21 protein-coding genes and 1 pseudogene are annotated in these 24,516 nt (G+C 61.0%); 7 read left to right on the forward strand and 15 right to left on the reverse strand.

Annotated elements, in window-relative coordinates:
• Positions 1 to 42: 42 nt before the first annotated feature.
• The 3 genes from X744_RS167975 to X744_RS167965 are packed head-to-tail and all read right to left on the reverse strand — an operon-like array spanning position 43 to position 3,223.
• Entirely contained in the window at positions 43 to 1,047 is a 1,005-nt protein-coding gene (locus X744_RS167975) for a hypothetical protein (RefSeq protein WP_023756890.1), read from the reverse strand.
• An 8-nt stretch (positions 1,048 to 1,055) separates the two neighbouring features.
• Positions 1,056 to 1,889: a hypothetical protein gene (locus tag X744_RS167970; RefSeq protein ID WP_023756891.1), complete on the reverse strand. Its 834-nt coding sequence runs from the start codon at positions 1,887 to 1,889 to the stop codon at positions 1,056 to 1,058.
• A gap of 53 nt (positions 1,890 to 1,942) precedes the next feature.
• A complete protein-coding gene (locus tag X744_RS167965; protein ID WP_023756892.1) occupies positions 1,943 to 3,223 on the reverse strand; it encodes an O-antigen ligase family protein in 1,281 nt (426 codons plus the stop codon).
• Positions 3,224 to 3,586: 363 nt separating this feature from the next.
• On the opposite strand from X744_RS167965, the gene X744_RS167960 reads away from it, so the two are divergent.
• A complete protein-coding gene (locus X744_RS167960; RefSeq protein WP_023756893.1) occupies positions 3,587 to 3,835 on the forward strand; it encodes a hypothetical protein in 249 nt (82 codons plus the stop codon).
• A 138-nt stretch (positions 3,836 to 3,973) separates the two neighbouring features.
• Here X744_RS167960 and X744_RS167955 read toward each other — a convergent pair whose 3' ends face one another.
• Positions 3,974 to 4,561: a sugar transferase gene (locus tag X744_RS167955; protein WP_032906875.1), complete on the reverse strand. Its 588-nt coding sequence runs from the start codon at positions 4,559 to 4,561 to the stop codon at positions 3,974 to 3,976.
• 561 nt (positions 4,562 to 5,122) lie between these two features.
• Between X744_RS167955 and X744_RS167950 the strand changes: the two genes are divergently transcribed.
• Positions 5,123 to 6,193, forward strand: a complete 1,071-nt coding sequence (locus X744_RS167950) for a hypothetical protein (RefSeq protein WP_156938469.1) — start codon at positions 5,123 to 5,125, stop codon at positions 6,191 to 6,193.
• Between the two features lie 150 nt (positions 6,194 to 6,343).
• On the opposite strand, the gene X744_RS167945 is transcribed toward X744_RS167950, so the two are convergent.
• Entirely contained in the window at positions 6,344 to 6,973 is a 630-nt protein-coding gene (locus tag X744_RS167945) for a response regulator transcription factor (protein ID WP_245266376.1), read from the reverse strand.
• 1,087 nt (positions 6,974 to 8,060) lie between these two features.
• Here X744_RS167945 and cysC point away from each other — a divergent pair.
• Positions 8,061 to 10,060, forward strand: a pseudogene (gene cysC / locus X744_RS01000000169105) (adenylyl-sulfate kinase).
• Between the two features lie 446 nt (positions 10,061 to 10,506).
• Positions 10,507 to 11,406 (forward strand): ISAs1 family transposase, encoded by a 900-nt coding sequence (locus X744_RS01000000169110; RefSeq protein WP_050589463.1) that lies wholly within the window; start codon positions 10,507 to 10,509, stop codon positions 11,404 to 11,406.
• 316 nt (positions 11,407 to 11,722) lie between these two features.
• On the opposite strand, the gene X744_RS167940 is transcribed toward X744_RS01000000169110, so the two are convergent.
• The 9 genes from X744_RS167940 to X744_RS0135705 form a co-directional block, all read right to left on the reverse strand.
• A complete protein-coding gene (locus X744_RS167940; protein ID WP_023756898.1) occupies positions 11,723 to 12,604 on the reverse strand; it encodes a MoxR family ATPase in 882 nt (293 codons plus the stop codon).
• Positions 12,605 to 12,612: 8 nt separating this feature from the next.
• Positions 12,613 to 13,617: a molybdopterin cofactor-binding domain-containing protein gene (locus tag X744_RS1000000175875; RefSeq protein WP_023756899.1), complete on the reverse strand. Its 1,005-nt coding sequence runs from the start codon at positions 13,615 to 13,617 to the stop codon at positions 12,613 to 12,615.
• Position 13,618: 1 nt separating this feature from the next.
• On the reverse strand, positions 13,619 to 14,986 hold the full coding sequence (locus tag X744_RS1000000175880) for a xanthine dehydrogenase family protein molybdopterin-binding subunit (RefSeq protein WP_023756900.1): 1,368 nt from the start codon (positions 14,984 to 14,986) through the stop codon (positions 13,619 to 13,621).
• 126 nt (positions 14,987 to 15,112) lie between these two features.
• The gene (locus X744_RS167925) at positions 15,113 to 15,595 is read right to left on the reverse strand and encodes a (2Fe-2S)-binding protein (RefSeq protein WP_023756902.1); all 483 of its coding nucleotides are present in this window, start codon (positions 15,593 to 15,595) and stop codon (positions 15,113 to 15,115) included.
• Positions 15,596 to 15,651: 56 nt separating this feature from the next.
• The gene (locus X744_RS167920) at positions 15,652 to 16,443 is read right to left on the reverse strand and encodes an FAD binding domain-containing protein (RefSeq protein WP_023756903.1); all 792 of its coding nucleotides are present in this window, start codon (positions 16,441 to 16,443) and stop codon (positions 15,652 to 15,654) included.
• Positions 16,444 to 16,456: 13 nt separating this feature from the next.
• On the reverse strand, positions 16,457 to 16,900 hold the full coding sequence (locus X744_RS167915; protein ID WP_023756904.1) for an SRPBCC family protein: 444 nt from the start codon (positions 16,898 to 16,900) through the stop codon (positions 16,457 to 16,459).
• Between the two features lie 121 nt (positions 16,901 to 17,021).
• Entirely contained in the window at positions 17,022 to 17,849 is an 828-nt protein-coding gene (locus X744_RS167910) for an AraC family transcriptional regulator (protein WP_023756905.1), read from the reverse strand.
• Positions 17,850 to 18,176: 327 nt separating this feature from the next.
• Entirely contained in the window at positions 18,177 to 19,175 is a 999-nt protein-coding gene (locus X744_RS167905; protein ID WP_023756906.1) for an ABC transporter permease, read from the reverse strand.
• 39 nt (positions 19,176 to 19,214) lie between these two features.
• Entirely contained in the window at positions 19,215 to 20,174 is a 960-nt protein-coding gene (locus X744_RS0135705; RefSeq protein WP_245266377.1) for an ATP-binding cassette domain-containing protein, read from the reverse strand.
• Positions 20,175 to 20,568: 394 nt separating this feature from the next.
• On the opposite strand from X744_RS0135705, the gene X744_RS167900 reads away from it, so the two are divergent.
• Both X744_RS167900 and X744_RS167895 read left to right on the forward strand, forming a co-directional pair.
• Positions 20,569 to 21,558 carry a sugar-binding protein gene (locus X744_RS167900; RefSeq protein ID WP_023756907.1) on the forward strand — a complete coding sequence of 330 codons (990 nt, stop codon included), beginning with the start codon at positions 20,569 to 20,571 and terminating at the stop codon, positions 21,556 to 21,558.
• Between the two features lie 179 nt (positions 21,559 to 21,737).
• Positions 21,738 to 22,520, forward strand: a complete 783-nt coding sequence (locus X744_RS167895) for a FadR/GntR family transcriptional regulator (protein WP_023756908.1) — start codon at positions 21,738 to 21,740, stop codon at positions 22,518 to 22,520.
• An 18-nt stretch (positions 22,521 to 22,538) separates the two neighbouring features.
• Here X744_RS167895 and X744_RS167890 read toward each other — a convergent pair whose 3' ends face one another.
• On the reverse strand, positions 22,539 to 23,477 hold the full coding sequence (locus X744_RS167890) for an NAD(P)-dependent oxidoreductase (RefSeq protein WP_023756909.1): 939 nt from the start codon (positions 23,475 to 23,477) through the stop codon (positions 22,539 to 22,541).
• Between the two features lie 119 nt (positions 23,478 to 23,596).
• Between X744_RS167890 and X744_RS167885 the strand changes: the two genes are divergently transcribed.
• Positions 23,597 to 24,493: an NAD(P)-dependent oxidoreductase gene (locus X744_RS167885; RefSeq protein WP_023756910.1), complete on the forward strand. Its 897-nt coding sequence runs from the start codon at positions 23,597 to 23,599 to the stop codon at positions 24,491 to 24,493.
• The last annotated feature ends 23 nt before the right edge of the window (positions 24,494 to 24,516 follow it).

Below are 24,516 nucleotides of genomic sequence, written 5' to 3' on the forward strand. Positions count from 1 at the left end.
GGGCGAGCGACATGCATTATCGTCACCGAGGGCTGCGATTTCTCACAGCACTTCGTCGGAAAACCTGGCCACATCCTGATGCGCTGCGATCCACTGGAGGTGCGCCCTGCTCCAGTAGCTCCTGGCGCCGGCGCCGGTCAGCACTCTGAAACCAGACGGCGGCAGCGGCAACGCGGAGGGTATTGGCGCGTCGGGCAGCCACAGCAACACATTGTCGCGACTTTCAATCGTCAGCCGCCATGTTCTTTCCAGGCGACGGAATCCACGCATGTTAGCCGCAGCCAACGCAAAAACCGATTCCGTAATCCGCAACCTGGGTGACTGGTCGACAGCTTTGATCGGCGCCTGATGTGTGATTTCGCCCTTGGAGAGAAAGGCGTGCATACGAATGAGGGATCTGTCGATCCGCACGATTTGGCCTGTTCCGTCCCGTTCGTTTGATGCAGGATCCAGGCTGATCCCTGAGAAACATCCGTCGAACAGGCAGTCTTCAACGATGCCGCTGAGAAGATAGTCGTTCTCCACCGCATCATCCCTGATTTCGCTGAGCCAGCAGCCTTTTAGCCGAAAGCCGTCGGCGTGCTCGGCGAAGCGAATGCCATCCCAGCAGCGACGCGCACGGATACCCTCTATTGTCGCGTCGGTGGTTCCGTCCCTGACAAGCAGAGCGGCGCTGTTGCAATACGTGTCGCGCCAATCAGACGTTAGCGGCACCTGACCATCGAAGCGCCCTCCGATAAGGCGAACGCCGGGGCAGTTGCGGATGACGAGGGGATAGCGATTGACGGGCAACGGCCCCTCGTCGCATCCGGTCGTCGCGCTGGGATCGCTATTTCTGCTGTTGGCAACCGTGAAGGAAGCATTTCGAGCGTCGATTGTTGCTCCCGGCTCGAGGTTCTTAATCGATTGCTGTTCGAATCCATAGGCACCTGCCAGGACGAATTCCTTGCCTTTCGGCGCCTGTTCCTCTTGCGCTGAGCCCGAGCCCGGCAACAGGGCGATCAGGGGATACAGGCCGGCGACGCCCATGAATGATCGGCGGTTCATTGTAGTGCTCATTGACCTGCCGGATCGCCCAGCCGACGTCGTTCGAGACAGGCCAAAAGCACAGCCTCCAGAACCCTTTCGGCGACATCTTCGGGCGATGCCAACCTTTCCACGTCGACCGCCGCCAGCACGCCGACGTGATCTTCCGTGTCCATTCCCCTCTCAAGATCGGCCGCAATCTCGCGGCAAGCACAATCCGCAGCCGACCAGAGATGACCGCCGCAATCAGGAGATGCCCTTTGCATCCGCGAGGACCGATCGCCCCTTTTCAGAAGTCGATTTCGTGCTAGGCCGATCTCGCCGCGCAGATGGACAAAAACCATGTCATGCACGCCAATGGCGAACAAGATGTCAATCCAGCTCTCCGAAGTTGCCCGATGCTTAGCCTTAAGCGATATGGAGAGGAATCCCTGCAGCAGCCCCTGATCCATAATAGTGATAGTATTCTTTCCCTGCCTTTCGGTTTGGATATAGGCAACCAAAACGGAAAGGTTCCAAATAACCCTGATTGCATCGACAAACGACGATTGGCCACTCTCGATGACAAAACGTGCAATTCGGGCGAGCAACGAGCGAAACTGACGGTCCTTGAATCTCGGGGCAACAATACCGATCCTGTGGATCTGGCGGTCGATGAACGTTCTTGTCTCCCACGCTATTCTCACATCGCCTGCCAGCGGGCCGCACCGTCGCAAGTCGTTCGCCAACAGGGTGGAAGCGGTTGTCTTTCCGATCCCAGGGAGACCAAAGAATTCGACGAATCGAATGTCTGTTTGAGGCGCGCTTGCTTCAAGGCTTGGCGGCAAGCCTAGCGCCAGCTCGCTAGCTGTGTGCGGAATCATTGGGCTCGGTTGGCGAGGTTGGTTCTAGGGAGACAAAGAGACATGGCGGAAGCTCAATGTTGAAAGAGCTGAGTTCCAATTCTTGCGTACAGCTTTGGGCTCTCACCAAGCCCGCTCTGCATTGATCGTTGCCTGCCGCGGTAGAAGATGAGCAAAGCCAAGGGCAGCCAGAAGAAGGGCGCTGTTGATGGGCCGAAAGAATCGCTCATCTGGTTTGCGGCGATGTAGTTGAAAACGGAAACCGATGTTCCGAGCACCATCACATTAATTTCCGTCGAGTGGTCCCCCCTGTCCTTATCAAACAATGTACTGAAGACAGCGCTGACAACATATGTCACGACCACGAGTACCATCACTGACATCAACCCGACGCCGGGCACCCCCAGTGTTCTAAAGGCGTCGATGAACAGGTTGTGGCTATGGGGAGCAATATCGCCCACCCACTGCCCTGCGCCGACCCCCATAAACGGATGCGATAGGCCGAGGTCTATAGATATAGACCACAGCCGCTGCCGCGAGATGACCGAATGTGCCTCGCCTCCGGACAATTGGAGGGCGAGCAGATTGTAAGCCCGTGGATTGAGGTACTGCAATGCCACCAGGCTCGCTTCCAGCAATATCGGAGCCGTAACCATACCCGCGATTACTGCTATTGGGCTCTGCTTTCTTCTGACCAGATAGAAGCTGTATATTCCGAAGAACGCTCCGAGGCCTGCAACGCCGAGAACGAAATTTGTCTTTGAACCCGATTTCACCAAACCCAGGAGCACCGCAACGAGGCAGCCCAAGAGGAGAACACGGTGGCTGCGGGATGAGACCAGCTTCGCGGCGACAAGCGGCAGAGCAGCCGACAAGGCGATCCCGAGTTGGTTAGAGTGCTTGAAATAGCCTTCCGCGCGATCGGCAAATCTGGCATCGCCCAGCCCGATTGCGACTAGACAGGATGTTGCAACACTCATGATGATCATCGCCATCACTATCCTATCGATTGCCACGAGACCCTTTGGTCTGGTGGAAATCGCTGCGACTGCTGGAATAATCGCGAAGCCGAACACCTGCGCAAAAACCGCGCGCATCGTCCTGATCGGACTGTCGGCGTAAAGCATCGACAGTAGGGACAGAACCATGATGAAAGCAGATATGGCCAGCACCGCAGTCGCCAGTGCCGCTTCGGTCCGATGGAGGCGTCTTGCTGTTTCGGCATAGGCACCGACGCTTACCAGGGCGCAGAACAGAGCAAGCAGGAAAGAAAGCGAGCCATCCGTTCCGGCAATCCGCGTGGCGCCAGGGAACCAGATGGACACGATCAGCAAAAGAACGGATACCTGCAGCATAGATGGGATGTCACACCGAACGCGTGATCTAGGAATTTCGTGCCGACGCAACTCTGCCCTGATGCGCAACGTACAGCGCCTTGTTGGCAAGCTGCCGCACGGCAGGTGAATCTCCGCATACCTATTTTCACGAGCAGCCTAGGCTCAGCGGATGGACATGGAAATGTGCGAAAAGGGTGCATTGGGACAGGGTGCACTACGCCTTTTGTGCAAAGCGGCTGAGGTGTAGCGATTTCCCACAACTTGATCGACAGTCGGCCAGTCAGTGCAGCCGGATTGGGTGTTGGTACGGATTCGCAGATGTGGGAGACTCAGGTACGGCACTTTGAGTCTTCTGAGTCTTCCACACCGTAGGAGATCGCCGTGCTTTGGGGCCTTGTCGCAGTCGGCTTGATCGGCATTTTGCTGGGATTTCGTTTTCGAGCGGCTGCGCTCATCATCATGACGGCGGTGACCTTCGTGGTCGGCGTCGTTGCAGGCGGCATCGGCAGTTGGTTTGACTGGGGCCGCCTGGTTTCAATCCTGCTTCTCGTAATCGTTCTGCAGTGCGCCTATTTGCTCGGCCTCGTCCTTGGCGTCATCTGGCGCCGTGGCATGTCACGCGAGCAATGACGATCCCGGCTGCATTTTTCGCGCCCCGGCGCCGGAGCTGTTCGCCGTTGTTTTGCCGCCAGGACACGCCGGCGTCTTTGCGGCAACGACATGCATGAGAGCAAGAACATGAGAGCAAGAATTTGCGGTGCGCTTTACTTAAGACGCATGGTCGAATTTCATCACGGCGAAGACAGTCCGGATGAGAATAACGACATCGGCCCACAGCGACCATTCCCGCACATAGCGGCTGTCGATGGAGACACGACTGGGATAATCCATCGCGTCTCTGCCGTTTACCTGCCACAGGCCGGTTAGTCCCGGTCGGGTTTTTAGATAATCGATCGCACAGGAGCCGTAACGTTGTAGTTCGTCGGGAACGACCGGACGAGGGCCGACACAACTCATCTCGCCACGCAGCACGTTAATGAGCTGAGGCAGCTCATCCAGGCTCGATTTCCTGAGGATATGCCCCAGGAATGTGATGCGCGGGTCGTTTTTGATTTTCCAATTCTGCTCCCACTCCTTGGCGGCTTCGGGACTGCTCGCGAGATAGTCGGCCAGAACCCGCTCCGAGTTCGCCACCATGGTCCTGAATTTATAGCAGGCGAAGCGCTTGCCATTGAATCCGACCCTGGTGTGGGAGAACACCGCCGGTCCCCCATCAGTCAACAATATCAAAAGGGCAACCGCCAGCATGACCGGGGCGGCAAGGACAAGTGCGATCGATGCGACAGCCATGTCCATGATCCTTTTGGGCCGGCCTCCAAGCGGACGGAGGTTTTGGCCGATCCGGGTGCTGGGCCTGCGGCGCTTTATGTCAAATGCGCTGATTGTCACGGGTCTCACCAAGAAACGCGGTTGGTGTTGCTGCCCAACTTCACAGCGGCTTGGGATTCTTGGCAAGAGAAGCAAAGGAGGTAGCGGCGTACCCGGTGCTCGTTACTCCTAAGCCTGACCCGCGCGTCGATGGCGTGGTGTCTATAAGCCTTCTGATCAAACGGCGTATCACCTAGCATCCGTTTGCTGCGGTAGCAGTCCGGGCAGGTCGGCTGTATTGCCAAAGTCTGCATTGGACCTGGCTCAACCACCAGGAGATCAGGGTGCCAACCGAATCCAGGCCGTCACGCTCGTGGAGATACAGGAACCACGTTTGATAAATGCGCAAGGCGCAAAGGCGTCCGTCAAAGCAATGCAGGAAATACACGTGCATCACGCCGAGACAAGATCCCCCTGGGCGGTTTGTCAGCTTAACGGACATTCCAGGCTTACAGTTCAGGCTTATTTGACAGTGGAGCGCGCAACGTGGTGTCCAGCTTGATGCCTTTACCGCGTGATCTTGCCGCGGCGTCGTTTGCTCGTGATATTCACGAGATCGAGCTTGCCGAAGTACTTGCCATTGTGCGCAAGCAGATTGCCTTGCTTGATCTTGATCTCTCCGGCCTCACCGTGGTCGTTGGCGCTACGACAGGATACCAAGCGGTGACTGCCACAGCGGCGGCGCTCGCCAATGCCAGCCGTGTCGTTGCGCTCGCCCGCATAACCTCCAGACATCCGAGCCTGGCAGCCATCGCAGATGCGACGTTGGCATTTGCCAAACACGCTAAAGTCTCCGAACGCATTGAAGTGACGAACCGCATCGGCAGCCGCAAATGGCAGGACGTCGACCTCGTCACCAGTTGTCCCCAGGTCGGACCGATTTCGAGGTCTCTCATTGAACTCTTGCCCTCACATGCGGTGATTTCGCTGATGGCTGAACCATGGGAGCTTCGGCCGGGCTTTGTGGACTTCGACGCCTGTGAAGAGGCCGGCATCAAAGTCGCCGCTCCCAATCTTAGCCACCCAGCCATAGACCTGCTGCCGGAATTCGCGCGGTTATGCTGCATCTTGCTCAGCGATGCTGGTGTCGATCAACGAGCCGCGAGGCTCGCCATCGTCTGCGACACGCCCTGTGCACCATCCCTTGAGCAGGCGCTACGCGCCGGCGGGGCGAGAGTAAGTGTTTTTTCGCATCCCATGCTCCTGACCGACGACACATGGGATGTGATCGTGGTCGCGATGAGGCCGTCCGACAAACCTTCAATGGACATTAACAGCCTGGGCCGTATTGCCCGGAACTCTCGCCAAGCGCTCCTGGTGCAATTCAGCGGCGGCATCGATCGCTCCGCCGCGAGCTATTTTGGCCTCAGGGTCTGGCCACCGAAGCGGCTCACCCGTGGTCAGCTAGGCCTTCCACTTGACGTACTCGGATCGGCTCCAATCGTCCGCAGACTGACGGGAGGGCTGAAGGCTGCCGAAGCAGCATATCGTGGCGTAGAGCTTGGACGGGACAGCATTGGATTTCTCGTGACGGCGGGGTCCGCAACGGTTGGTGCCTAAGCACACGCCCAGCGTGCCGTTCGCGACAAGGCACGGACGGCAGCATCGATCTTCGGAACTTACCAGAACGGCGAACCCGTGGTCCCGCCCTTAACGCGCCCGGCGGTTTATATTGCCAAGCCGGCCAGGCAATGACCGATCGGGCAGCCTTCACAGCAACATTTGTCTGAGCTTGTACGCTACCTCGGTGCGGTTTGTAGCCTTGAGTTTTTTCATGATATTTCGGATGTGGACCTTAACGGTGCTCTCGCAGAGGTTGAGCTCGTAGGCAATTATCTTGTTCGCCTTGCCTGTCCTGAGCGCCTCCACAACCGCCGCCTCGCGTGTGGTGAACATGCCGGTGAGCGGACGGGCACCGTTTGTGGTCGAGTGGATGATCTCTCGAAGAGCCAGCACGCAGCTGGCGGGGACAAAGATCCCTCCGGCACGAGCGAGCCCGATGGCCTCGGCCGCGACCTTCACCTTCACGCTGGTAGGGATGTAGCCTCGGGCGCCGCATTCGAGAGCAGCGAGAACCTCCCCCGGCTCGTCGGAATCCACCACGACGATTACGGGTACGGTGCCAAACTCGGAAATGAAGTGCGAAAGTTCCGCCCGAACGCTCTGGTCCGTGACCTTTCTGGCACCGAGAATTACGAGGATCGCGGACGGCTGCGCTTCCCCGGCAATGTGCTGGATTTCGTCGAGCGATCCGACCGCGCTGACCCGCCAAGTGGGATTGTGTTCGATGAGGCCGCGCGCAAGGCATTCACGTTCGAGTGCTCGCTTGTCGACAATCATGACCAAGCCTTCGCTTGGGCGTCCTTCATCGAGATCGGACCCGCTAAGACCATTCGCGTCCGGCAGATGTCCATTGTGTATCGGTCTTGTTGCGTCGTTCCAAAAATCGGAAATTTGGGGGTGTCCCATCGCCTTACTACTCCTCTCCGTCGCTCCCTTTTTGTTTTGCCCCCTCTCGCAAAATTCGGCAGAAGCGTGACCTGTACGCTCGTTCATCATGTGTCAGGTTGCGTAGTTGTTAACTGACGATTGGATTCAAGGAGTAGGGCATACGCCGCCCCAACGCACGGACGTATGGCTTCCTCGCTCCATGGAGGTAACCCAACCTGGAAGGCATACTACGATGCTGTGGAAAAGGCGCATTAATCCTGGTTAACAATTTGGTAATTATATCTTAGGTAGCTAATATACCTGACCGCATCACAACCTGCAATTGCATTTCTCCCACGCGACACTAATAAGGCGAACTCAAGCTCCGAACTGAGACCGCCGGTTGACCAGTTCTGCCTCGACAACCAGCGAGCTAAATTGGCTATCGGCCGACCCCCGAATTGTGGCTCTCGTACTCCGTTCGTATGCTTTGCGCGTGTTCAGCGTGAGCGCATATAGTCCCCCAGCCCCCGGCGCCGTTTCTCACAAACTGCCCGTCGGTTAGGCCCGGTGTCCTAGCCCCATCCCAACAACGGGTGCCGGGCCGCTCCATCAGAACTCCTCGTTGACTAAAGGCCCGCCACCCCATTTGCGAGGCGACGAGCCCTCGCCCCAGCCCACACATCTATCAAAGCAATTGCGGTGCCAGATGTACTGACCCGTAACGGGTCACTTTTGGCCCAGCGGCGGACGAGCTTCCACATCGGAGCTCGCGGCAACGATAGTGGGATTTCATGGACGCGCGCCCAAGCGTATAACGGTCCAGCAGTCTTCTCGCCTGACCTTGCGGAAGCGCAGATCGCGAGAAGACAGCCGGTCATAGGGTTGGAGACGGCCATGTCCATCAGACGCCAGATCGGATCGCGCGGCAAAGTGCAGGCCCGCCTTTCGAATTGCATCGCGGCCGACTGCCGTGGATGAGGGTCGCCGGACGGCAATTCTTAACCTGTCCTTTTCCAGTGCGAGGAACGTCCGCGATTATCTGGCGGCGCAGGAGAAGAAGTCGCTGCTGCGCTTTCTGACCTGCGGTTCGGTCGATGACGGCAAGTCGACGCTGATCGGGCGCCTGCTTTCCGACACCAAGCAGATTTTCGAGGACCAGCTCGCCGCGCTCGAACGCGATTCGCGCAAGCANGTCGCCTACCGCTTCTTCGCCACGCCGAAGCGCAAGTTCATCGTCGCCGACACGCCCGGTCACGAGCAATACACGCGCAACATGGCAACCGGCGCCTCGACCGCCGACCTGGCGATCGTGCTGATCGATGCGCGGCAAGGGGTGCTGCGCCAGACCAGGCGCCATTCGATCATCGCCTCGCTGCTCGGCATCCGCCACATCGTGCTGGCCGTCAACAAGATCGATCTGGTCGGGTTCGACCAGGCGGTGTTCGAGCGGATCGTTGAAGACTACCGGCAATTCTCGCGCGATCTCGGCTTCCAGACCATCGTGCCGATCCCGATGTCGGCTCGTTATGGCGACAACGTCAGCCGCCGCTCGGACAACATGGAGTGGCATTCCGGCCCGACGCTGATCGAGCATCTCGAAACCGTGTCGGTCGATGCAGCGGTGGTCGACCTGCCGTTCCGCTTTCCGGTCCAGTATGTCAATCGCCCCAATCTCGACTTTCGCGGTTTTGCCGGCACGATCGCCTCCGGCTCGGTCGCGTCAGGCGACGAGATCGTTGTCGCCAAGTCCGGCAAGTCTTCGCGCGTCAAGCGGATCGTCTCGCATGGCGGCGACCTCGCCCAGGCGGCTGCCGGCCAGGCCGTCACGCTGGTTCTTGACGACGAGGTCGAGATCTCGCGCGGCAACATGCTNGCCCAGGCGGCTGCCGGCCAGGCCGTCACGCTGGTTCTTGACGACGAGGTCGAGATCTCGCGCGGCAACATGCTGGTTTCGCCGGCCGCACGGCCGCAGGTCGCCGACCAGTTCGCCGCCAACATCGTCTGGTTCGACGAGCATGCGCTGCTACCCGGCCGCTCCTACATCCTGCGCACCGAGACCGACCAGACCAGCGCCACCGTCACCGACCTGAAATACCGGATCAACGTCAACGACTTTGCCCATGAGGCGGCCAAGTCGCTCGAAATGAACGAAGTCGGCATCTGCAACATCTCGACGCGGACGCCGATCGCCTTCGATCCCTTCGCCGAGAACCGCACCACCGGCGCCTTCATCCTGATCGATCGCATCTCGAATGCCACCGTCGGCGCCGGCATGATCCTGCACACGCTGCGCCGCGCCGAAAACATCCACTGGCAGTNCGCATCTCGAATGCCACCGTCGGCGCCGGCATGATCCTGCACACGCTGCGCCGCGCCGAAAACATCCACTGGCAATCGCTCGATGTCGGCAAGCGTGTGCGCGCCGACATGAAGAACCAGCGGCCCGCGGTGTTCTGGTTCACCGGGCTGTCGGGCTCCGGCAAGTCGACCATCGCCAACCTGTTCGAAAGGAAGCTGTTCGCCACCGGCCGCCATACCTATATCCTGGACGGCGACAACGTCCGGCACGGTCTCAACCGCGATCTTGGTTTCACCGACGCCGATCGCGTCGAGAACATCCGCCGCGTCGCCGAAGTGGCGCGTTTGATGGCCGATGCCGGCTTGGTGGTCATCGTGTCGTTCATTTCGCCGTTCAGCGCCGAGCGGCGCATGGCGCGCGAATTGATGGCCGATGGCGAGTTCATCGAGGTGTTCGTCGACACGCCGTTCGAGGAATGCGCCAGGCGTGATCCGAAGGGCCTCTATGCGCGCGCGCTGAATGGCGAGATCAAGAATTTCACCGGCGTCGATTCTCCCTACGAAGCGCCGCAAAACCCGGAAATCCATCTCCAGACACTCGGCAAATCGGCCGAACAGATGGTAGACGCCCTGGAACACTGGCTGAACGAGCGCGACATTGCCGAAGACCAATACGACAGCGGCGGCGGCATCTGACGACAGCGAGATGAAACTTAAAGGCCCCGGCGCATCACCCAGCACCGGGGCCCTTGAGGCATGTACGAGCTACCTATCATGTCTGCATATGATCGTGGCCTAATATGATGAATGAACAGTGAATGACCACCATCTAGCCTGGGGACAATGACCGGTGCAGCGGGCGACCTTGGAGGGGCTGATGACCCGCCGCATTTGTCACTCTCCCCACGGGATATCCGCGATTTGACGGTACCTCAGCGTTTAACGCAATTGCGCCAAAAGGATTACCCCAGTCAAAGGCAGGGGAATCGCACATGAGTACAAAGGGACTCTTGTGTGGTGTGCGGAAATCGATTCTGAAAGGACCTCTGGANGGCAGGGGAATCGCACATGAGTACAAAGGGACTCTTGTGTGGTGTGCGGAAATCGATTCTGAAAGGACCTCTGGATGATCGGAGGTCAGCATGGTGTTTCTGGATGTATTCGGCGAGGTTCCGGACCCTCGAGACTTGACCGCACAGCACCCGTTGCCGGAGATTTTGTTCGTAGCGCTTGCGGCGGTCCTTTGCGGTGCGACGCATTGCACGGAAATGGAGCTGTTTGCCAGGAATCGGCTCGACCTGTTGCGGCAGTTCATCCCGCTCGAGCGTGGCGCGCCCAGCCACGACACCTTCAGCCGGGTGCTGGCGGCCCTCGATCCTGTCGCCCTCAACGATGCGTTCATGCGCTTCATGGCCGCTTTCGGCGCACAGGCGCGCATCGATGCGCCGAAAGGCCAGATCGCCATCGACGGCAAGAGCCTCAGGCGCGCCTATGCCAAGGGCCTTTCGCATATGCCGCCGCTGGTGGTGACCGTCTTTGGCTGCGAGACCTTCATGAGCCTGGCCCAGACCGTGGCGCAGAAAGGCGGGGAGGTGCAGGCCGCGATCGCGGCGCTCGAATTGTTGTCGCTCAAGGGATTGACCGTCACCGCCGACGCCTTGCACTGCCATCGCCGCATGACCCAGACCATCCGCGACGGTGGCGGCCACTACGCGATCGCCATCAAGGCCAACCAGTCGAAGCTGGCCGCCGAAGCCAACACCGCACTCGACAAGGCAGCGGCGGGCAAAGCAACCAAGTTCCATCAGACCAAGGAGGATGCCCATGGCCGTCACGAGGTGCGGCGTGCCTTCGTCATTCCCTTTGTGCAGCCGCCGGGCAAGAATGCACTCGTCGACCTTTGCGCCGTCGGCCGTGTCGAAAGCTGGCGCACCGTCGATGGCAAGACCACGCACAAGGTCCGCTGCTATGCGCTGTCGCGCAAAATGCNCGGCACACGAACTGCTCGCCACAGTACGCCGCCACTGGAGCATCGAGAATGACCTGCACTGGCAACTCGACGTTTTGCTCGGCGAAGATCAAATCAGAGGCCGCAAGAACAATACCGCCGCCAATCACGCCATACTTCGCCGCCTCACTCTCAATGTTCTCAGAGCCGATCTTGAAAACATCCCGCTCAGCCACAAACGACTCAAGGCACGATGGGCCGATCAAAACCTGCTTAGCCTCTTTACTCATATGCGATAGCCCTGCCCTNATCTCCCCCCTTGAGGGGGAGATGTCCGGCAGGACAGAGGGGGGCGCTGTCCCGCCAGCGTTCCGGAAGGAACGGGGCGAAGGGGTCGTTGACGTCGCGCATCACGCCAGCGCCTCCTCGACAATGCGGCCAAGCTCGGGCGCGATGTAGGAGAGATCCTCCTCGTCCTTGATCAGCACGCCGATGGCGCGGCGGAAGGCTTCCGGCCATGGGCTGCCGCCTTTTTCCAGGATGGTGGCGGCGTTGGCCCATTCGACCGCTTCGGCGATGCCTGGCGGCTTGGCGAGCGGGCGGGCGCGGATGGTCTGCACGGCTGCGGCCACCGCGCGCGCCGTTGCCTCGGCCACATCGCCGGCGCGCAGCATGATGATGGCGGCCTCGCGCTCGGCATTGGGATAGCCGATCCAGTGATAGACGCAGCGCCGGCGCAGCGCCTCGGCGAGTTCACGGGTGCGGTTCGAGGTCAGGATGACGATCGGCTGCGCGGTGGCGCGGATGGTGCCGCGCTCGGGAATGCTGATTTGGAAATCGGAGAGGAATTCCAAAAGCAGTGCTTCAAATTCGTGGTCGGAACGGTCGATCTCATCGACCAGCAGTATGCGCTGCTCCGGCGCCTTCAGCACCTGCAGCAGCGGCCGCGCGATCAGGAAACGGTCGTCATAGATATCGATCTCATGCTCGCCGGCATGGCGGATGGCGAGCAGCTGGCGTTGATAATTCCATTCGTAGAGCGCATGCGCGGCGTCGATGCCTTCATAGCATTGCAGCCGCACCAGATCGCGGCCGAGCAGCGCGGCGATCGCCTTGGCCGCTTCCGTTTTGCCGACGCCGGGCGCGCCTTCGAGCAGCAGCGGCTTGCCCAGCCGGATCGCCAGGAAGATGGCTGTGGAAAGGCTCTCATCCGCCAGATAGCGTGAGGCGGCCAGATGCTGTGCCACCGCCTCCGGCGAGGTCGCGACAGTCTCGGCGCTTGTCCCGTTCATTGCGGCCCTCAGTTCGCCGCTTGCGCCTTCAGCGCGCGCAAAATGCGCTCCGGCGTGATCGGCAACGTGTCGATGCGCACGCCGACGGCATCGAAGACGGCATTGGCGACCGCCGGGATTTGCGGATTGGCGCACATTTCGCCCGGTCCCTTGGCACCGTATGGCCCGTCTGCCGAGGGTCGCTCCAGCACGATGATCTCGGTCTCGGCAAGGTCGCCGGGGCCGGGCATGAGATACTGGTTGAAGTCGGTGCCGCCATGGTCGCGGTTGGGATAGTAGGGTTCCGTGGTTTCGTAGAGCGCGTGACTGATGCCCATCCAGGAGCCGCCGACGAGTTGTTGCTCGACCATTTTCGGGTTCAGCGCGCGGCCGATCTCGAAGACGTTCTTGACTGTCAGCACGGTGACTTCGCCGGTCTCGTCATCGACCTCGACCTCGGCCACGGTGCAGGCATGCGCGTAGCAGGTCGACGGCTTCATCGCACCGGTCTCTTTCTCCGGATAGGAGCGCGGGATCAGGAACATGCCGCGGCCGGAAATCGAGCGGCCGCGCTTGAAATGCGCCGACAGCGCGACATCGAAGATCGAGATCGATTTCTGCGGCGCGCCCTTGACCAGGATGTTGCCCTGGCCGTCGGTCTCGAGGTCGGAGGCATTCACTTCCAGCTCTTCCGCAGCCACTTCCAGCATCACCTGGCGGGCTTCCCTGGCCGCCTGGATGACGGCGTTGCCGGCGCGGTGGGTGCCGCGCGATGCGAAGGTGCCCATGCAGTGCGGGCCGGTGTCGGTGTCGGCGGTGTCGACGACGACGCGGTCGGTCGGCACGCCGATCGTCTCGGCGCAGATCTGCGCCATGATCTGCTTCATGCCCTGGCCGAGATCGACGCTGGACAGCGTCACCATGAAATTGCCGGTCGGCGTCGAATGCACCAGCGCCTGCGTCGGGTCGCCGCCGAGGTTCATGCCGGTCGGATAATTGATCGCGGCAACGCCGCGTCCGCGCCTGATCGCCATCTCAAGCTCCCTTCACATAGGAGGTCATGGCCATGAATTTTTCCGCCACCGGCCAGTTGGCGGCGCGCGAGGCTTCCTGCATGCATTCGATCAGCGCCGCGCCCTCGGTCGGCTGGCGGTGCGCCTTCATGTCGCCGTCGCGATAGGCGTTGATGAAGCGGAATTCGAGCGGGTCCATGCCGATCAGCCGCGCCAGCTTGTCCATCTGCACCTCCAGCGCGAAGTCGCCGATGGTGACGCCGAAGCCGCGCATGGCGGAGGAAGGGGTGCGGTTGGTATAGACGCAGTAGGTGTCGATCCAGACATTGGGGATGGTGTAGGGACCGGGGTAGTGACCCGCGCCCTTCTGCGCGCCATAGGGTGAGTGGCGCGAATAGGCGCCGGCGTCGGTGTAGCCGGTGACCTTGCGCGCGACGATGCGGCCGTCCTTCATGACGCCGTCCTTGATGACGATTTTTTCGGCGGCGCGAGGTGACGATATCTGCATCTCCTCTTCGCGGCTGTAAATAAAACAGACTGGTCGTCCTGTTAGCTTGGCGCCGAGGATGGCGATCGGCTCGACGATGACGTCGACCTTGCCGCCAAAGCCGCCGCCAACGGTGCCGCCGACGAAATGCAATTTGCTGCCCGGCATCTGCAGGATGATCGATGTGTTGTCGAGGGTGAAGAACATCGCCTGCGTGTTGGTGTAGCAGGTGAAGCGGTCATTGCCCTCGGGCACCACAAGGCAGCCCGTCGTTTCGGTAGGCGCGTGCTCGATCGGCGAGGACTGGTAGCTCTGCTCCAGCACGTGGTCGGCGCCGGCGAAGCCCGCCTCGACATCGCCGAAGCGCACCTTGCGGCACTCGCCGCTGTCATAGAGGTAGTAGTTCTGGCCGTGGTACTCATTCACCAGCGGCGCGCCGGGCTTCAGCGCCTCCTCCATGTCGAAGACAGCCGGCAGAACCTCATAGTCGACCTTGACCTTGGCGACAGCCTCTTGTGCGGCGCGCTCGGTCTCGGCCAGCACGGCGACCACGGCCTCTCCCTTCCAGCGCACCTTGCCGTCGGCCAGAACGGTTTCATCCTCCGGCCCGATCTGGATCAGGATGAGAATGGTATAGACATTGTGCGGCACATCCTTGGCGGTCAGCACTCTGACGACGCCCGGATGCCTCTCGGCTTCCGACGCGTCGATCGAGCGGATGCGGGCATGGTGATGGGGGCTGCGCACCATCTTCAGATGCAGCATGCCCGGGAAATTGCGGTCGGCGAAAAAGGCGGTCTTGCCGGTGACATGGCCGGGCGAATCCGAGCGCGGCCTTGGCTGGCCGATCTCATGCAGATCGTCCTTGCGGACATCGGCGAAGTAGTTCTTGCGCAGTTCCATTCTTTTGTTCCCTCAGAGCATGATGCCGAAAGGTGTGAAGCGGTTTTCGGACGACATCATGCTCTATCTCTTTGATTTAGAGGCGGATTCAGATTTCAGGTCGAATCGACCTGAAATCATCCGGCTCTAGGCCGCGTTCTGAGAGTTGGACCGCGCGGCGGTCAGCACCGCCTGGATGATCGGCTCGTAGCCGGTGCAGCGGCAGATGTTGCCCGACAGCGCCTCGACCACCTCGTCGCGGCTGGGGTTCGGGGTGTGGTCGAGCAGCACCTTGGCGGCCATGATCATGCCAGGCGTGCAGAAGCCGCATTGCGTGGCGAAGGCCTCCAGAAAGGCGCGCTGCAGCGGGTGCAGCACGCCAGCTTCCGAAAGCCCCGCCGTCGTGGTGATGGCAACGCCATTGCAGGTCTCGGCCAGCGTCAGGCAGGAGAGCCTGAGTTCGCCGTCGATGATGACCGAGCAGGCGCCGCAGGTGCCTTGATGGCAACCGCCTTTCGGCGAGGTGTCGCCGATCTTGTCGCGCAAGGCGTGCAGCAGCGTCGTGCCGCTGTCGACGAATTCGGCCTTCTCGGAGCCGTTGAGCGTGAATTGAACCGGGACCTTCGCCATGTTTTTCCTCCCAGCGCGCCTGCCCCGCAGGGCAAGCGCGCGCCCCCGACAGGTTATTAGCCGAGCAGCAGCCGGCCGAGATGGACCGGCAGCACTTCGTTGCGATACCAGGCGCTGGCAATCGGATCGGTTGCAGGCGAAGTGCCGTCGTTGACTGCCGCCAAGGCCGACGCGATGCCGTCCTTGGTCAGGCTTTGGCCGATCAGAGCGTTTTCGGCCGATTTGGCGCGCATTGGCCGGTCGGCCATGCATCCCAATGCAATCCGCGCCGAAGACACGGTGCCATCCGGCGCCAGTTCCAGAACGCTGGCGATGCTGAGCACCGAGACGCCCTTGGGCTTGACCCGCGACACTTTCAGGAAACGGAAACTGTCGGCTTTCGGCAGCGCGAAGCTCACTGAGGTGACGATGGCGCTGCCGTACCGATTGGCCAGGAAGATCTCTATCGGCGCTTCGCCGTCATCGGTGCCGACAATGGCGTCGAGCGCCAGCAGGGCAACAGCGAAATCGCCATAGGGAGCCGGCGCGAACAGATTGCCGCCGATGGTCGCCATGTTGCGGACTGCCGGGCCGCCAACGGCGCGGGCGGCCTTGGCAAGAGCGCCGAGGTCCGCATGGCGGGAGATCGTCGACATGGTCACCGAAGCGCCGATGCGGACCTTGCCGCCGGCAACCGCGATGGTGGACAAAGACGGCTCGGTCGACCTGACAAAGCCGGAGACCGAAACATCGCCCTCGTTGGCCGCGCGGATCACGAGTGTGCCGCCACCGAGATAGCGCGTGCCAGCGGCTTTCAGTGCTGCGTTGGCGTCCTTCACCGTTGCAAAGGTCTGCAGTGCTAGCGCCATGGTTTGGCTCCTGTCAGCTCTGGCCGGCGAAGTGGCTCTTCAGGGCATTGAAGCCGCCCTGGAAGACATTGGCGCCCATGCCCTCGGCCAGCTTGTCGGCTTCTTCGGGTGCTGCGTCGAAGCTGGCGGTCCATTCGGCATAGGTACGGTCGCCATCGGTCACCCGCCGCAATTGCAGCGTCGCCTTGTGGTTGGTGAGCGGCTGCGGCGTCTCGAGGATAGAATAGCTGACGAGGAAATCCCGGTCGGAGAAGTCGAGCAGCTTTTCGCGCAGGCGCGCGCCGCTGATGAGCTGAAAATTGCGCACGCTGCCTATCGTCGAAGCGTCCTTGCCGTCCTCGATATGGCTTTCGACCATGCGCGGATGCCAGCTTGGCAATCCGTTGAAATCGCGTATGCGCGCCCAGACTTTTTCGACCGGCGCGTCGATGACGCTGGAGATGGTGACTTTCGCCATATCTAATGTTCCCTTGCAAATGCGATCCGGTGCAAGGGTAGGGCGGCAGGTCTAGCGACGCTTATCAATGCGTCTTGAGTGCGTATCAAGGAGTCTGAAAAAGGGTGGCGGGGCCGCTGGTTCAGGCGATGGCTCGCGCGGCCTCACGATAGACCGTCGGCGGCACGCCGACATGGTCGCGGAAGAAGCGCGAGAAATTGCCCTGCGTGGTGAAGCCGAGATTGCACGCGACCGAGATCAGCGGCTCCTGCGACCATTGCAGCTGCCGCACCGCTTCGTCCATGCGCAGCGTGTTCCAGTAGACGTTGGGCGTCAGATTGGTCTGTTCCTTGAACAGAGCGAAGAAATGCGGCCGCGACAGTCCGACACTGCGCGCCACCTCGTCGAAGCAAATGCGCTCGCAGACATTGGCTTTCATCAACTGGATCGCCTTGCGGACCCGGAAGTCCTGCATGGTGTTGATGCGGACACGCACCTCCTGCGGCGCCGAGGCGTCGGCGGCATCGAGCACCGAGTCGATGAAACGCTCGATCTCGTAGTTGGCGATGTCGTCGATGCTCTCATTATCGCTGAGATGGTCGAGCAGATTGGCGGCGGCCTGATGCAGCCAAGGTTCGAGCGTGATCGCGGCTTGTGAAAACAGTGGCGCGGACGAGGGCAGGTCGCGGCGGCGCCGCGCCCAATCCGGATCGATGTAGAAGGCGAGAAACAGACCGGGCGTCCTGTTTTGCGACAGAACATGGCTGTGCGGCTGGAAGGAGTTGATGCCGGCGGCGGTGCAGGGGCCAAGCCGTACGGTCTCTCGGCCGATGGTCATCTCCCCGGCCGTGCCTTCCAGCCAGATGATCAGATGCGCCTCGACATGGGCATGGGTGACGAAGTCGCTTGCGACATTGAGGACAGAAACATGTCCGAACCGGCCCCAGTAGAGCCTGATCGCTTCCGTCATGGGTATATCCTCCCGCAGACGACTGGCCTCCCTTCGCCTGCGCCGGGATAGTGCTGCTGAGTTCGGGGCCGCGTCAAGACGCGGGGCTGCGACGAAGGTGAATGACGGTCGATGCCGGCGGATTTTCAGACTGAGCGATAGGTTTCCCCTTCTCCCACAAGGGAAGAAGGGAAGAACGCCCTCTCAAACCGAAGCCGTCAGCGCAAGCCGCCCATCGAGGCTGAACAGGGCGTTTGTCACAGACTGTTTTGTCGTATGACGATGATCTCTGGGCAACCGGTTCCGTTTGTCCGAGAAAACCGGTTTCCACTCTTGGGGATCATGGTCTTAATCGCTGCGGCGGAAATTGCGGATGCGGTCGAACAGCACCGCCAGCAGGATGGCGCCGCCGATGAACACGCCTTGCCAGAAGGCATTGATGCCGAGAAGGCCAAGGCTGTTGCGGATCACTTCGATCAGGGCCGCGCCGACGATGGCGCCGAAGGCGGTGCCGACGCCACCAGCCAGATTGGCGCCGCCGATGACAGTGGCGGCGATCACCTGCAACTCCATGCCGGTGCCGAGATTGGTGGTGACGGCGCCCAGCCAGCCGGTCTGGATGATGCCGGCAATGCCTGCCGACAGCGCCGAGATCATGTAGACGGCAACCTTGATCTTGCGCACCGGCACGCCGGTCAGTGTCGCCGCATGCTCATTGCCGCCAATGGCGAAGATGTGGCGGCCGAACTTGGTCCAGCGCAGGATGAAGCCGGTGATCAGCGCCAGAAGGATCATGTAGAGAACCGGATTGGCGATGCCGAACACCCAGGCGCCGCCGCCCAATGCCAGCAGTTTGGCGTGGTCTGGCCCGAACTGGAAGACGACGGTGTTGTTGGAGGCGACCATCGCCAGGCTGCGGGCGATCGACAGCACACCGAGCGTTACCACGAATGGTGGAAAGCCAAGATAGGCGATCAGGATGCCGTTGAAGGCGCCGATGGCGAGCGCGGTTGCGATAGAGGCCAGAATGCCGACCTCGATCGAGTAGCCGGCATGCATGGTGACGGCCAAAATCATCGACGACAGGCAAAGCACCGAGCCGACCGACAGGTCGATGCCGCCGGTGATGATGACGAAGGTCATGCCGAGCGCGATGATGGCGACGAAGGTGATGTTGCGGGTGATGTTGTAGAGGTTTTTCGACGTGGCGAAGGCGTCGGTGGCAAACGATAGGAACACGCACGCAAGGATGACGGAGATCACCACCCAGAAAGTCTGGCTGGCAAACAACCTTGCCGGCAAGGATTGCTGCTTGTGCTCGATCGGCTGGTCAATTGTCAGTGCCATCATCGACCTTCATTTGCTGTCATAGTGAAAAGCTTGAAATCAAACCTGTTCGATGGCGCCGGTGATCAGCCCGGTGACTTCCTCGGGCGAACTCGACGCAATCGTCTTGTCGGCGACCTTGCGGCCGCGTCGCATGACGATGACGCGGTCGGCGACGGTGAAGACATCGGGCATGCGGTGACTGATCAGCACCACGGCGATGCCCTGGTCGCGCAAATGGCGGATCAGGTTCAGCACCTCGGCGACCTGGCGGACCGAGATTGCGGCCGTCGGTTCGTCCATCAGCACGATCTTGGCCTGCGACAGCATGGTGCGGGCAATCGCCACCGCCTGGCGCTGGCCACCCGACATCTGCTTGACGAGGTCGCGCGGACGGGTCTCGGACTTCAATTCGGCGAAGAGCTGGCCTGCGCGCTTGTACATCGTCGCATAATCGAGGATGCGGAGCGGCCCTAGGCCGCGGCGCAATTCGCGGCCGAGATAGACATTCGCCGCCGCGGTCAGATTGTTGCAGAGCGCCAGATCCTGGTGGACGATCTCGATGCCGTGCTGGCGGGCTTCCGCCGGCTTGTGCAGGATCAACTCCTTGCCGTCCATTCGCATGGTGCCATGGCTCGGGCGGAAATTGCCGGCGATCATCTTGACCAGCGTCGACTTGCCGGCGCCGTTGTCGCCCATCAGGCCGACCACCTGTCCGGGCTCGATCGACANTCGATGCTGATTGTGCCCGTGTCGGGCTGGTAGATGCCGGTCATGATCTTGACCAGCGTCGACTTGCCGGCGCCGTTGTCGCCCATCAGGCCGACCACCTGTCCGGGCTCGATCGACAACGACACGTCGTTGACCGCCTGGATGGCGCCGAAATGCCTTGAGATGTTGGTGAGTTCGAGAACCGCCACCAGCCTTAACCTCCCCGTGCCTTGCCTGCTTTTCCGGTGGACCGGGCGCAGCTTTCGCCACGCTTTTCCAGCTCCTCCCGGAAACAGCGCTGACGTGCATCTACGCGAATGCCTGCGCAGGCGTCAATTGTCAGACGAATAAGAATTGGCGATAGTCATGGAAATGCGGCCGGAGGCTCTTGCGGGACGGGGTTGAATCTTTCGAAAAATCAGTTTTGTAGGACAAATGGCATTGACGTTGGCCGCGAGCCGAGATTAGCTGAGCATCGGAGGACTAAATTTAATATACCGATCCCATGCCGGCCTGCCGCGCGGGATCATCGGAGGATTGTCGGTCGTTGCCAGTCAGTTTTCGATCTGGCCGACCGAGATGAAAATACTTATCGGCCTGGCGTATGACATGAGCGCTCGCACAACGACCCTCTGTCAGCACGCATCCGGTCGATCTGTGTGGCGGGCACGCCGTGCCCGTCTGTTTCCAAGGGAGGACTGACATGAGGAAAACACTTTTGCTCGCCGCCGTCGCCGCCATGGCGCTTGGCGCCGGGCCGGCTTTGGCCAAGAAACAGCTCGTCATTGTCGTGAAAGGTCTCGACAATCCGTTCTTCGAAGCCATTCACCAGGGCTGCGAGAAATGGAACAAGGAAAACGCCAGCTCGGAATATGAGTGCTTCTACACCGGTCCGGCGTCGACTTCCGATGAAGCCGGCGAGGCGCAGATCGTCCAGGACATGCTGAGCAAGGCCGACACGGTGGCGATGGCAATTTCGCCGTCCAACGCGCCACTGATCGCGCAGACGATCAAGACCGCCAACCCGACGATCCCGATCATGACCGTCGATGCGGATCTCAGCAAGGAAGATGCAGCACTTCGCAAGACCTATCTCGGCACCGACAACTATCTGATGGGCAAGAAGATCGGCGAGTACATCAAGAAGGGCAAGCCGAATGGTGGTACGATCTGCACCATTGAAGGCAACCCGGCTGCCGACAACATCCTGCGTCGTGCCCAGGGCATGCGTGATGCGCTTTCGGGCAAGGACGGCCTCGCCGCACTTGCCGGTGAAGGTGGCTGGACCGAAGTTGCAGGCTGCCCGGTGTTCACCAATGACGACGGCGCCAAGGGCGTACAGGCGATGACCGACATCCTCGCCGCCAACCCCAAGCTCGACGCCTTCGGCATCATGGGCGGCTGGCCGCTGTTCGGCGCGCCGCAGCCCTATCGCGATCTGTTCGGACCGCTCAAGGACCGGATAGCCAGCAACGACTTCGTCATCGGTGCCGCCGACACGATCGGCGACGAGGTGGCGATCGCCCGTGACGGTCTCGTGACCGCGCTGGTCGGTCAGCGGCCGTTCGAAATGGGCTACAAGGCGCCGTCGGTGATGATCGACCTCATCGAGGGCAAGGCCGTCGCCGATCCGGTGTTCACCGGCCTCGACGAATGCACCAAGGATACTGTCGACACCTGCATCCAGAAGTAGGTTTTCGATTTCGGGGCGCTCGGCAACGGGCGCCCCGTCACTTCCTGAATTGGACGCAATGGTTGGGGCGACAGGCGCCGGCTTTGGCGCGTCCATGGTTTGGATTTTTCGGCAAGATCGGCGCACCGTGCAGGTTCGGGCCAGTCCGGACGTCAGACGGCCGACGCATTGGAACGTGGATGCCGGACGAGAAGTCAAAAGAGCGAGCCGATCGGACCAAGGCACAAGCCAGCCGCCGTACGGCCGTCATGCGAACGGGTGGTGCGGCGCACTTCGCAGGGGCGAGCGTGCATGTCTCGCTGGCCGGCGAGATTGGCTTGCGGATCGTGCGCGGCGACTATCCGCCCGGCACTATCCTGCCCAATGAGGCCAAATGGGCCGAGATCTTCAATGTCAGCCGTTCGGCGGTGCGCGAAGCCATCAAGATGCTGATGGCGAAAAGCCTGTTGGCATCGCGCCCCAAGATCGGCAGCTGGGTCGAGCCGAAGGAGCGCTGGAACCTGCTCGACCGTGACGTGCTGGCCTGGTACGCGACCGCTCCTGACCGCGAGGCTTTTCTGCGCACCGTACAGGAGTTCCGCCACATCATCGAGCCCGAGGCGTCGGCCTTTGCCGCCGTGCGGCGTAGCGACCAGCAGATGGAGGAGATCAGCCAGGCCTGCCGCGACATGAACGAGGCCCTGAGCCTGCAGGACCGTATCCGCGCCGACACGCGCTTTCATCTGGCTATCCTGCGCGCCTCCGGCAACGACCTTTTGGTGCCGCTCGGCGTTCTGATCGAGTCGGCGCTCGACCATCTCTTCGCGTTCACAACGCAGCAGGTCGGTGATCAGCGGCAGGCACAGAAACTGCATGAGGCGATCGAGAAGAACATCCGCCTGCGACGTCCGGTAGCCGCGCGCAGTGCCGTGCACAAGCTGCTTGAAAACACCGACGATGGGATCGGGCGGTCAAGGCGCTGACAGGCGCCTTTGTCTGGCTCAGATCGTCTGCTTCTTGCCGTCCTTGGTCGGCATCAGGTCGACGCCGTTGATCTTGCCGATATGCGTCGCCAGCATAGGTACGAATTGCTCGGCAGGGCCGGTGGCATGGGCGCCGGCGAAGGAGTTCTTGGTGGCGTTGCCGAGCGGATTGGCGATGCCGGCTGCCCCCGCCATCGATTCCAGGTAGGTCAGGTCCTTGAAGGCGTTGGCGATCGAGAATTTGTGGGCGTCGCGGTCGCCCTCCAGCGTCCAGCGCATGAAGGTCTGGTAGAAGCCGCAATCCATGCGGCCATTGCGGATGACGCTGTCGAAGCGCGGCGGCGAGATGCCGACCTTCTCGGCCAGCGCCAATGCCTCGGAATAGATCGCTGCGTAGCCGAGCGAGATGAAATTGTTGAGCAGCTTCATGCGGTGGCCGTCGCCGGTATCGCCGATATGGACGATGCGGCCGGCCCAGGTTTCGATCACCGGTTTCACCCTGGCAAAGAGGTCGTCCGGCGCGCCGACCATGGCGTCGAGCGTGCCTTCCCAGGCTTCCTTCGGCGTGCGGCTCAGCGGCGCGTCGACAAGATCGATGCCGAGCGCCTTAAGTTCCGCCGCCAGCGCCACCGTCGAGACAGGATCTGAGGTCGAGCAATCGATCACGACCGAGCCTTTCTTCAAACCCTCCTTGAGGCCGCCGGGGCCACGAATGATGGCTTCGACCTCGCGTGAGCCGGTGACGCAGATGAAGACGATTGTCGATGCCGCCGCCACATCGCGCGAGGTCGATGCTTCAGTGGCGCCGCGGCCAATAAGGTCTTCCGCCGGCTTGCGGTTCTTGCGGCCGAGAAAGGTCAGGGCGTAGCCCTTGTCGACGATGTTCTTGGCGATCCCGTGTCCCATGAGGCCAAGGCCGATGAAGCCGATCTTTTCGCTCGCGGCGGTCGTATTCATGTCTTCAAGTCCTGTTGCAATGATTGATGATCGGCGCTGCCGTTTTGCAGGCGAGAGCGGTTGCGGATCGCGGTATTGTCTGACAATACACATAAATTCCAGAGGATGTGGAGAGCAAAATGGCGAAGCGGATCATGTTCACCGGCGGCAGCGGCAAGGCTGGACGCCATGTCGTGCAGTATCTGGTGGAGCAGGGCTGTCAGGTGCTCAACATCGACACCAAGCCGCTCGGCAACCCCAAGGTGCGCACGCTGATCACCGACATCACCGACAGCGGGCAGGTGTTCAACGCGCTGTCGAGCTACATGGGCCTGCATGAATTCGACCCATCGCTGCGCCCCCAGCCGGTCGATGCCGTGGTCCATTTCGCCGCCATCCCGCGCATCATGATTACCACCGACAATGAGGTGTTCCGTATCAATGCGCTCGGCACCTACAATGTCATCGAGGCGGCTGTGAAGCTCGGCATCCCCAAGGTGGTGATCGCCTCCAGCGAAACGACCTATGGCCTGGTTTTCGCCAACGAGCCGCGCGATCCCAAATATTTCCCGCTCGACGAGGAGTACGACGTCGATCCGATGGACAGCTATGCGCTGTCCAAGGTCGTCAACGAGAAGACGGCACGCGCGTTCGCACAGCGCAACGGCACCGATATCTACGCCTTGCGCATTGGCAACGTCATCGAGCCGCATGAATATTCGCTTTTTCCGAAATGGTTCGCCGATCCCGGTTTCCGCAAGCGCATCGCCTGGAGCTATGTCGATGCGCGCGACCTCGGCCAGATAACGCTGCGCGCCATCGAGAAGGACGGCCTCGGCTACCAGGTGTTCAACGCCGCCAACGATGATACCTCGTCCGATCTGCCGACCGCCGAGCTCTTGAAGCGTTTCTACCCCGGCGTGCCGGTCAAAACCGAACTCGGCGAATATGAAACGCTGCTGTCCAACCGCAAGGCACGCGAGGTGCTCGGTTTCCACCCGGAGCATAGCTGGCGCAAATACGTGACGACGGCCTGATTCACGAGAGCAACTGGGCTGAT

Source organism: Mesorhizobium sp. LNHC252B00, assembly GCF_000502955.1.
Lineage (GTDB): Bacteria > Pseudomonadota > Alphaproteobacteria > Rhizobiales > Rhizobiaceae > Mesorhizobium.

What these genes read in the sequence shown, in the direction of transcription:
- X744_RS1000000175875 (WP_023756899.1), bottom strand. Translation starts at nt 13,617, where the DNA reads ATGGCGATCAGGCGCGGACGCGGCGTTGCCGCGATCAATTATCCGACC.
- X744_RS167965 (WP_023756892.1), bottom strand. Translation starts at nt 3,223, where the DNA reads ATGCTGCAGGTATCCGTTCTTTTGCTGATCGTGTCCATCTGGTTCCCT.
- X744_RS167925 (WP_023756902.1), bottom strand. Translation starts at nt 15,595, where the DNA reads ATGGCGAAGGTCCCGGTTCAATTCACGCTCAACGGCTCCGAGAAGGCC.
- X744_RS167900 (WP_023756907.1), top strand. Translation starts at nt 20,569, where the DNA reads ATGAGGAAAACACTTTTGCTCGCCGCCGTCGCCGCCATGGCGCTTGGC.
- X744_RS167915 (WP_023756904.1), bottom strand. Translation starts at nt 16,900, where the DNA reads ATGGCGAAAGTCACCATCTCCAGCGTCATCGACGCGCCGGTCGAAAAA.
- X744_RS167970 (WP_023756891.1), bottom strand. Translation starts at nt 1,889, where the DNA reads ATGATTCCGCACACAGCTAGCGAGCTGGCGCTAGGCTTGCCGCCAAGC.
- X744_RS167910 (WP_023756905.1), bottom strand. Translation starts at nt 17,849, where the DNA reads ATGACGGAAGCGATCAGGCTCTACTGGGGCCGGTTCGGACATGTTTCT.
- X744_RS167885 (WP_023756910.1), top strand. Translation starts at nt 23,597, where the DNA reads ATGGCGAAGCGGATCATGTTCACCGGCGGCAGCGGCAAGGCTGGACGC.
- X744_RS167905 (WP_023756906.1), bottom strand. Translation starts at nt 19,175, where the DNA reads ATGGCACTGACAATTGACCAGCCGATCGAGCACAAGCAGCAATCCTTG.
- X744_RS167955 (WP_032906875.1), bottom strand. Translation starts at nt 4,561, where the DNA reads ATGGACATGGCTGTCGCATCGATCGCACTTGTCCTTGCCGCCCCGGTC.
- X744_RS167895 (WP_023756908.1), top strand. Translation starts at nt 21,738, where the DNA reads ATGCCGGACGAGAAGTCAAAAGAGCGAGCCGATCGGACCAAGGCACAA.
- X744_RS1000000175880 (WP_023756900.1), bottom strand. Translation starts at nt 14,986, where the DNA reads ATGGAACTGCGCAAGAACTACTTCGCCGATGTCCGCAAGGACGATCTG.
- X744_RS167975 (WP_023756890.1), bottom strand. Translation starts at nt 1,047, where the DNA reads ATGAACCGCCGATCATTCATGGGCGTCGCCGGCCTGTATCCCCTGATC.
- X744_RS167920 (WP_023756903.1), bottom strand. Translation starts at nt 16,443, where the DNA reads ATGGCGCTAGCACTGCAGACCTTTGCAACGGTGAAGGACGCCAACGCA.
- X744_RS167945 (WP_245266376.1), bottom strand. Translation starts at nt 6,973, where the DNA reads ATGATTGTCGACAAGCGAGCACTCGAACGTGAATGCCTTGCGCGCGGC.
- X744_RS167940 (WP_023756898.1), bottom strand. Translation starts at nt 12,604, where the DNA reads ATGAACGGGACAAGCGCCGAGACTGTCGCGACCTCGCCGGAGGCGGTG.
- X744_RS167890 (WP_023756909.1), bottom strand. Translation starts at nt 23,477, where the DNA reads ATGAATACGACCGCCGCGAGCGAAAAGATCGGCTTCATCGGCCTTGGC.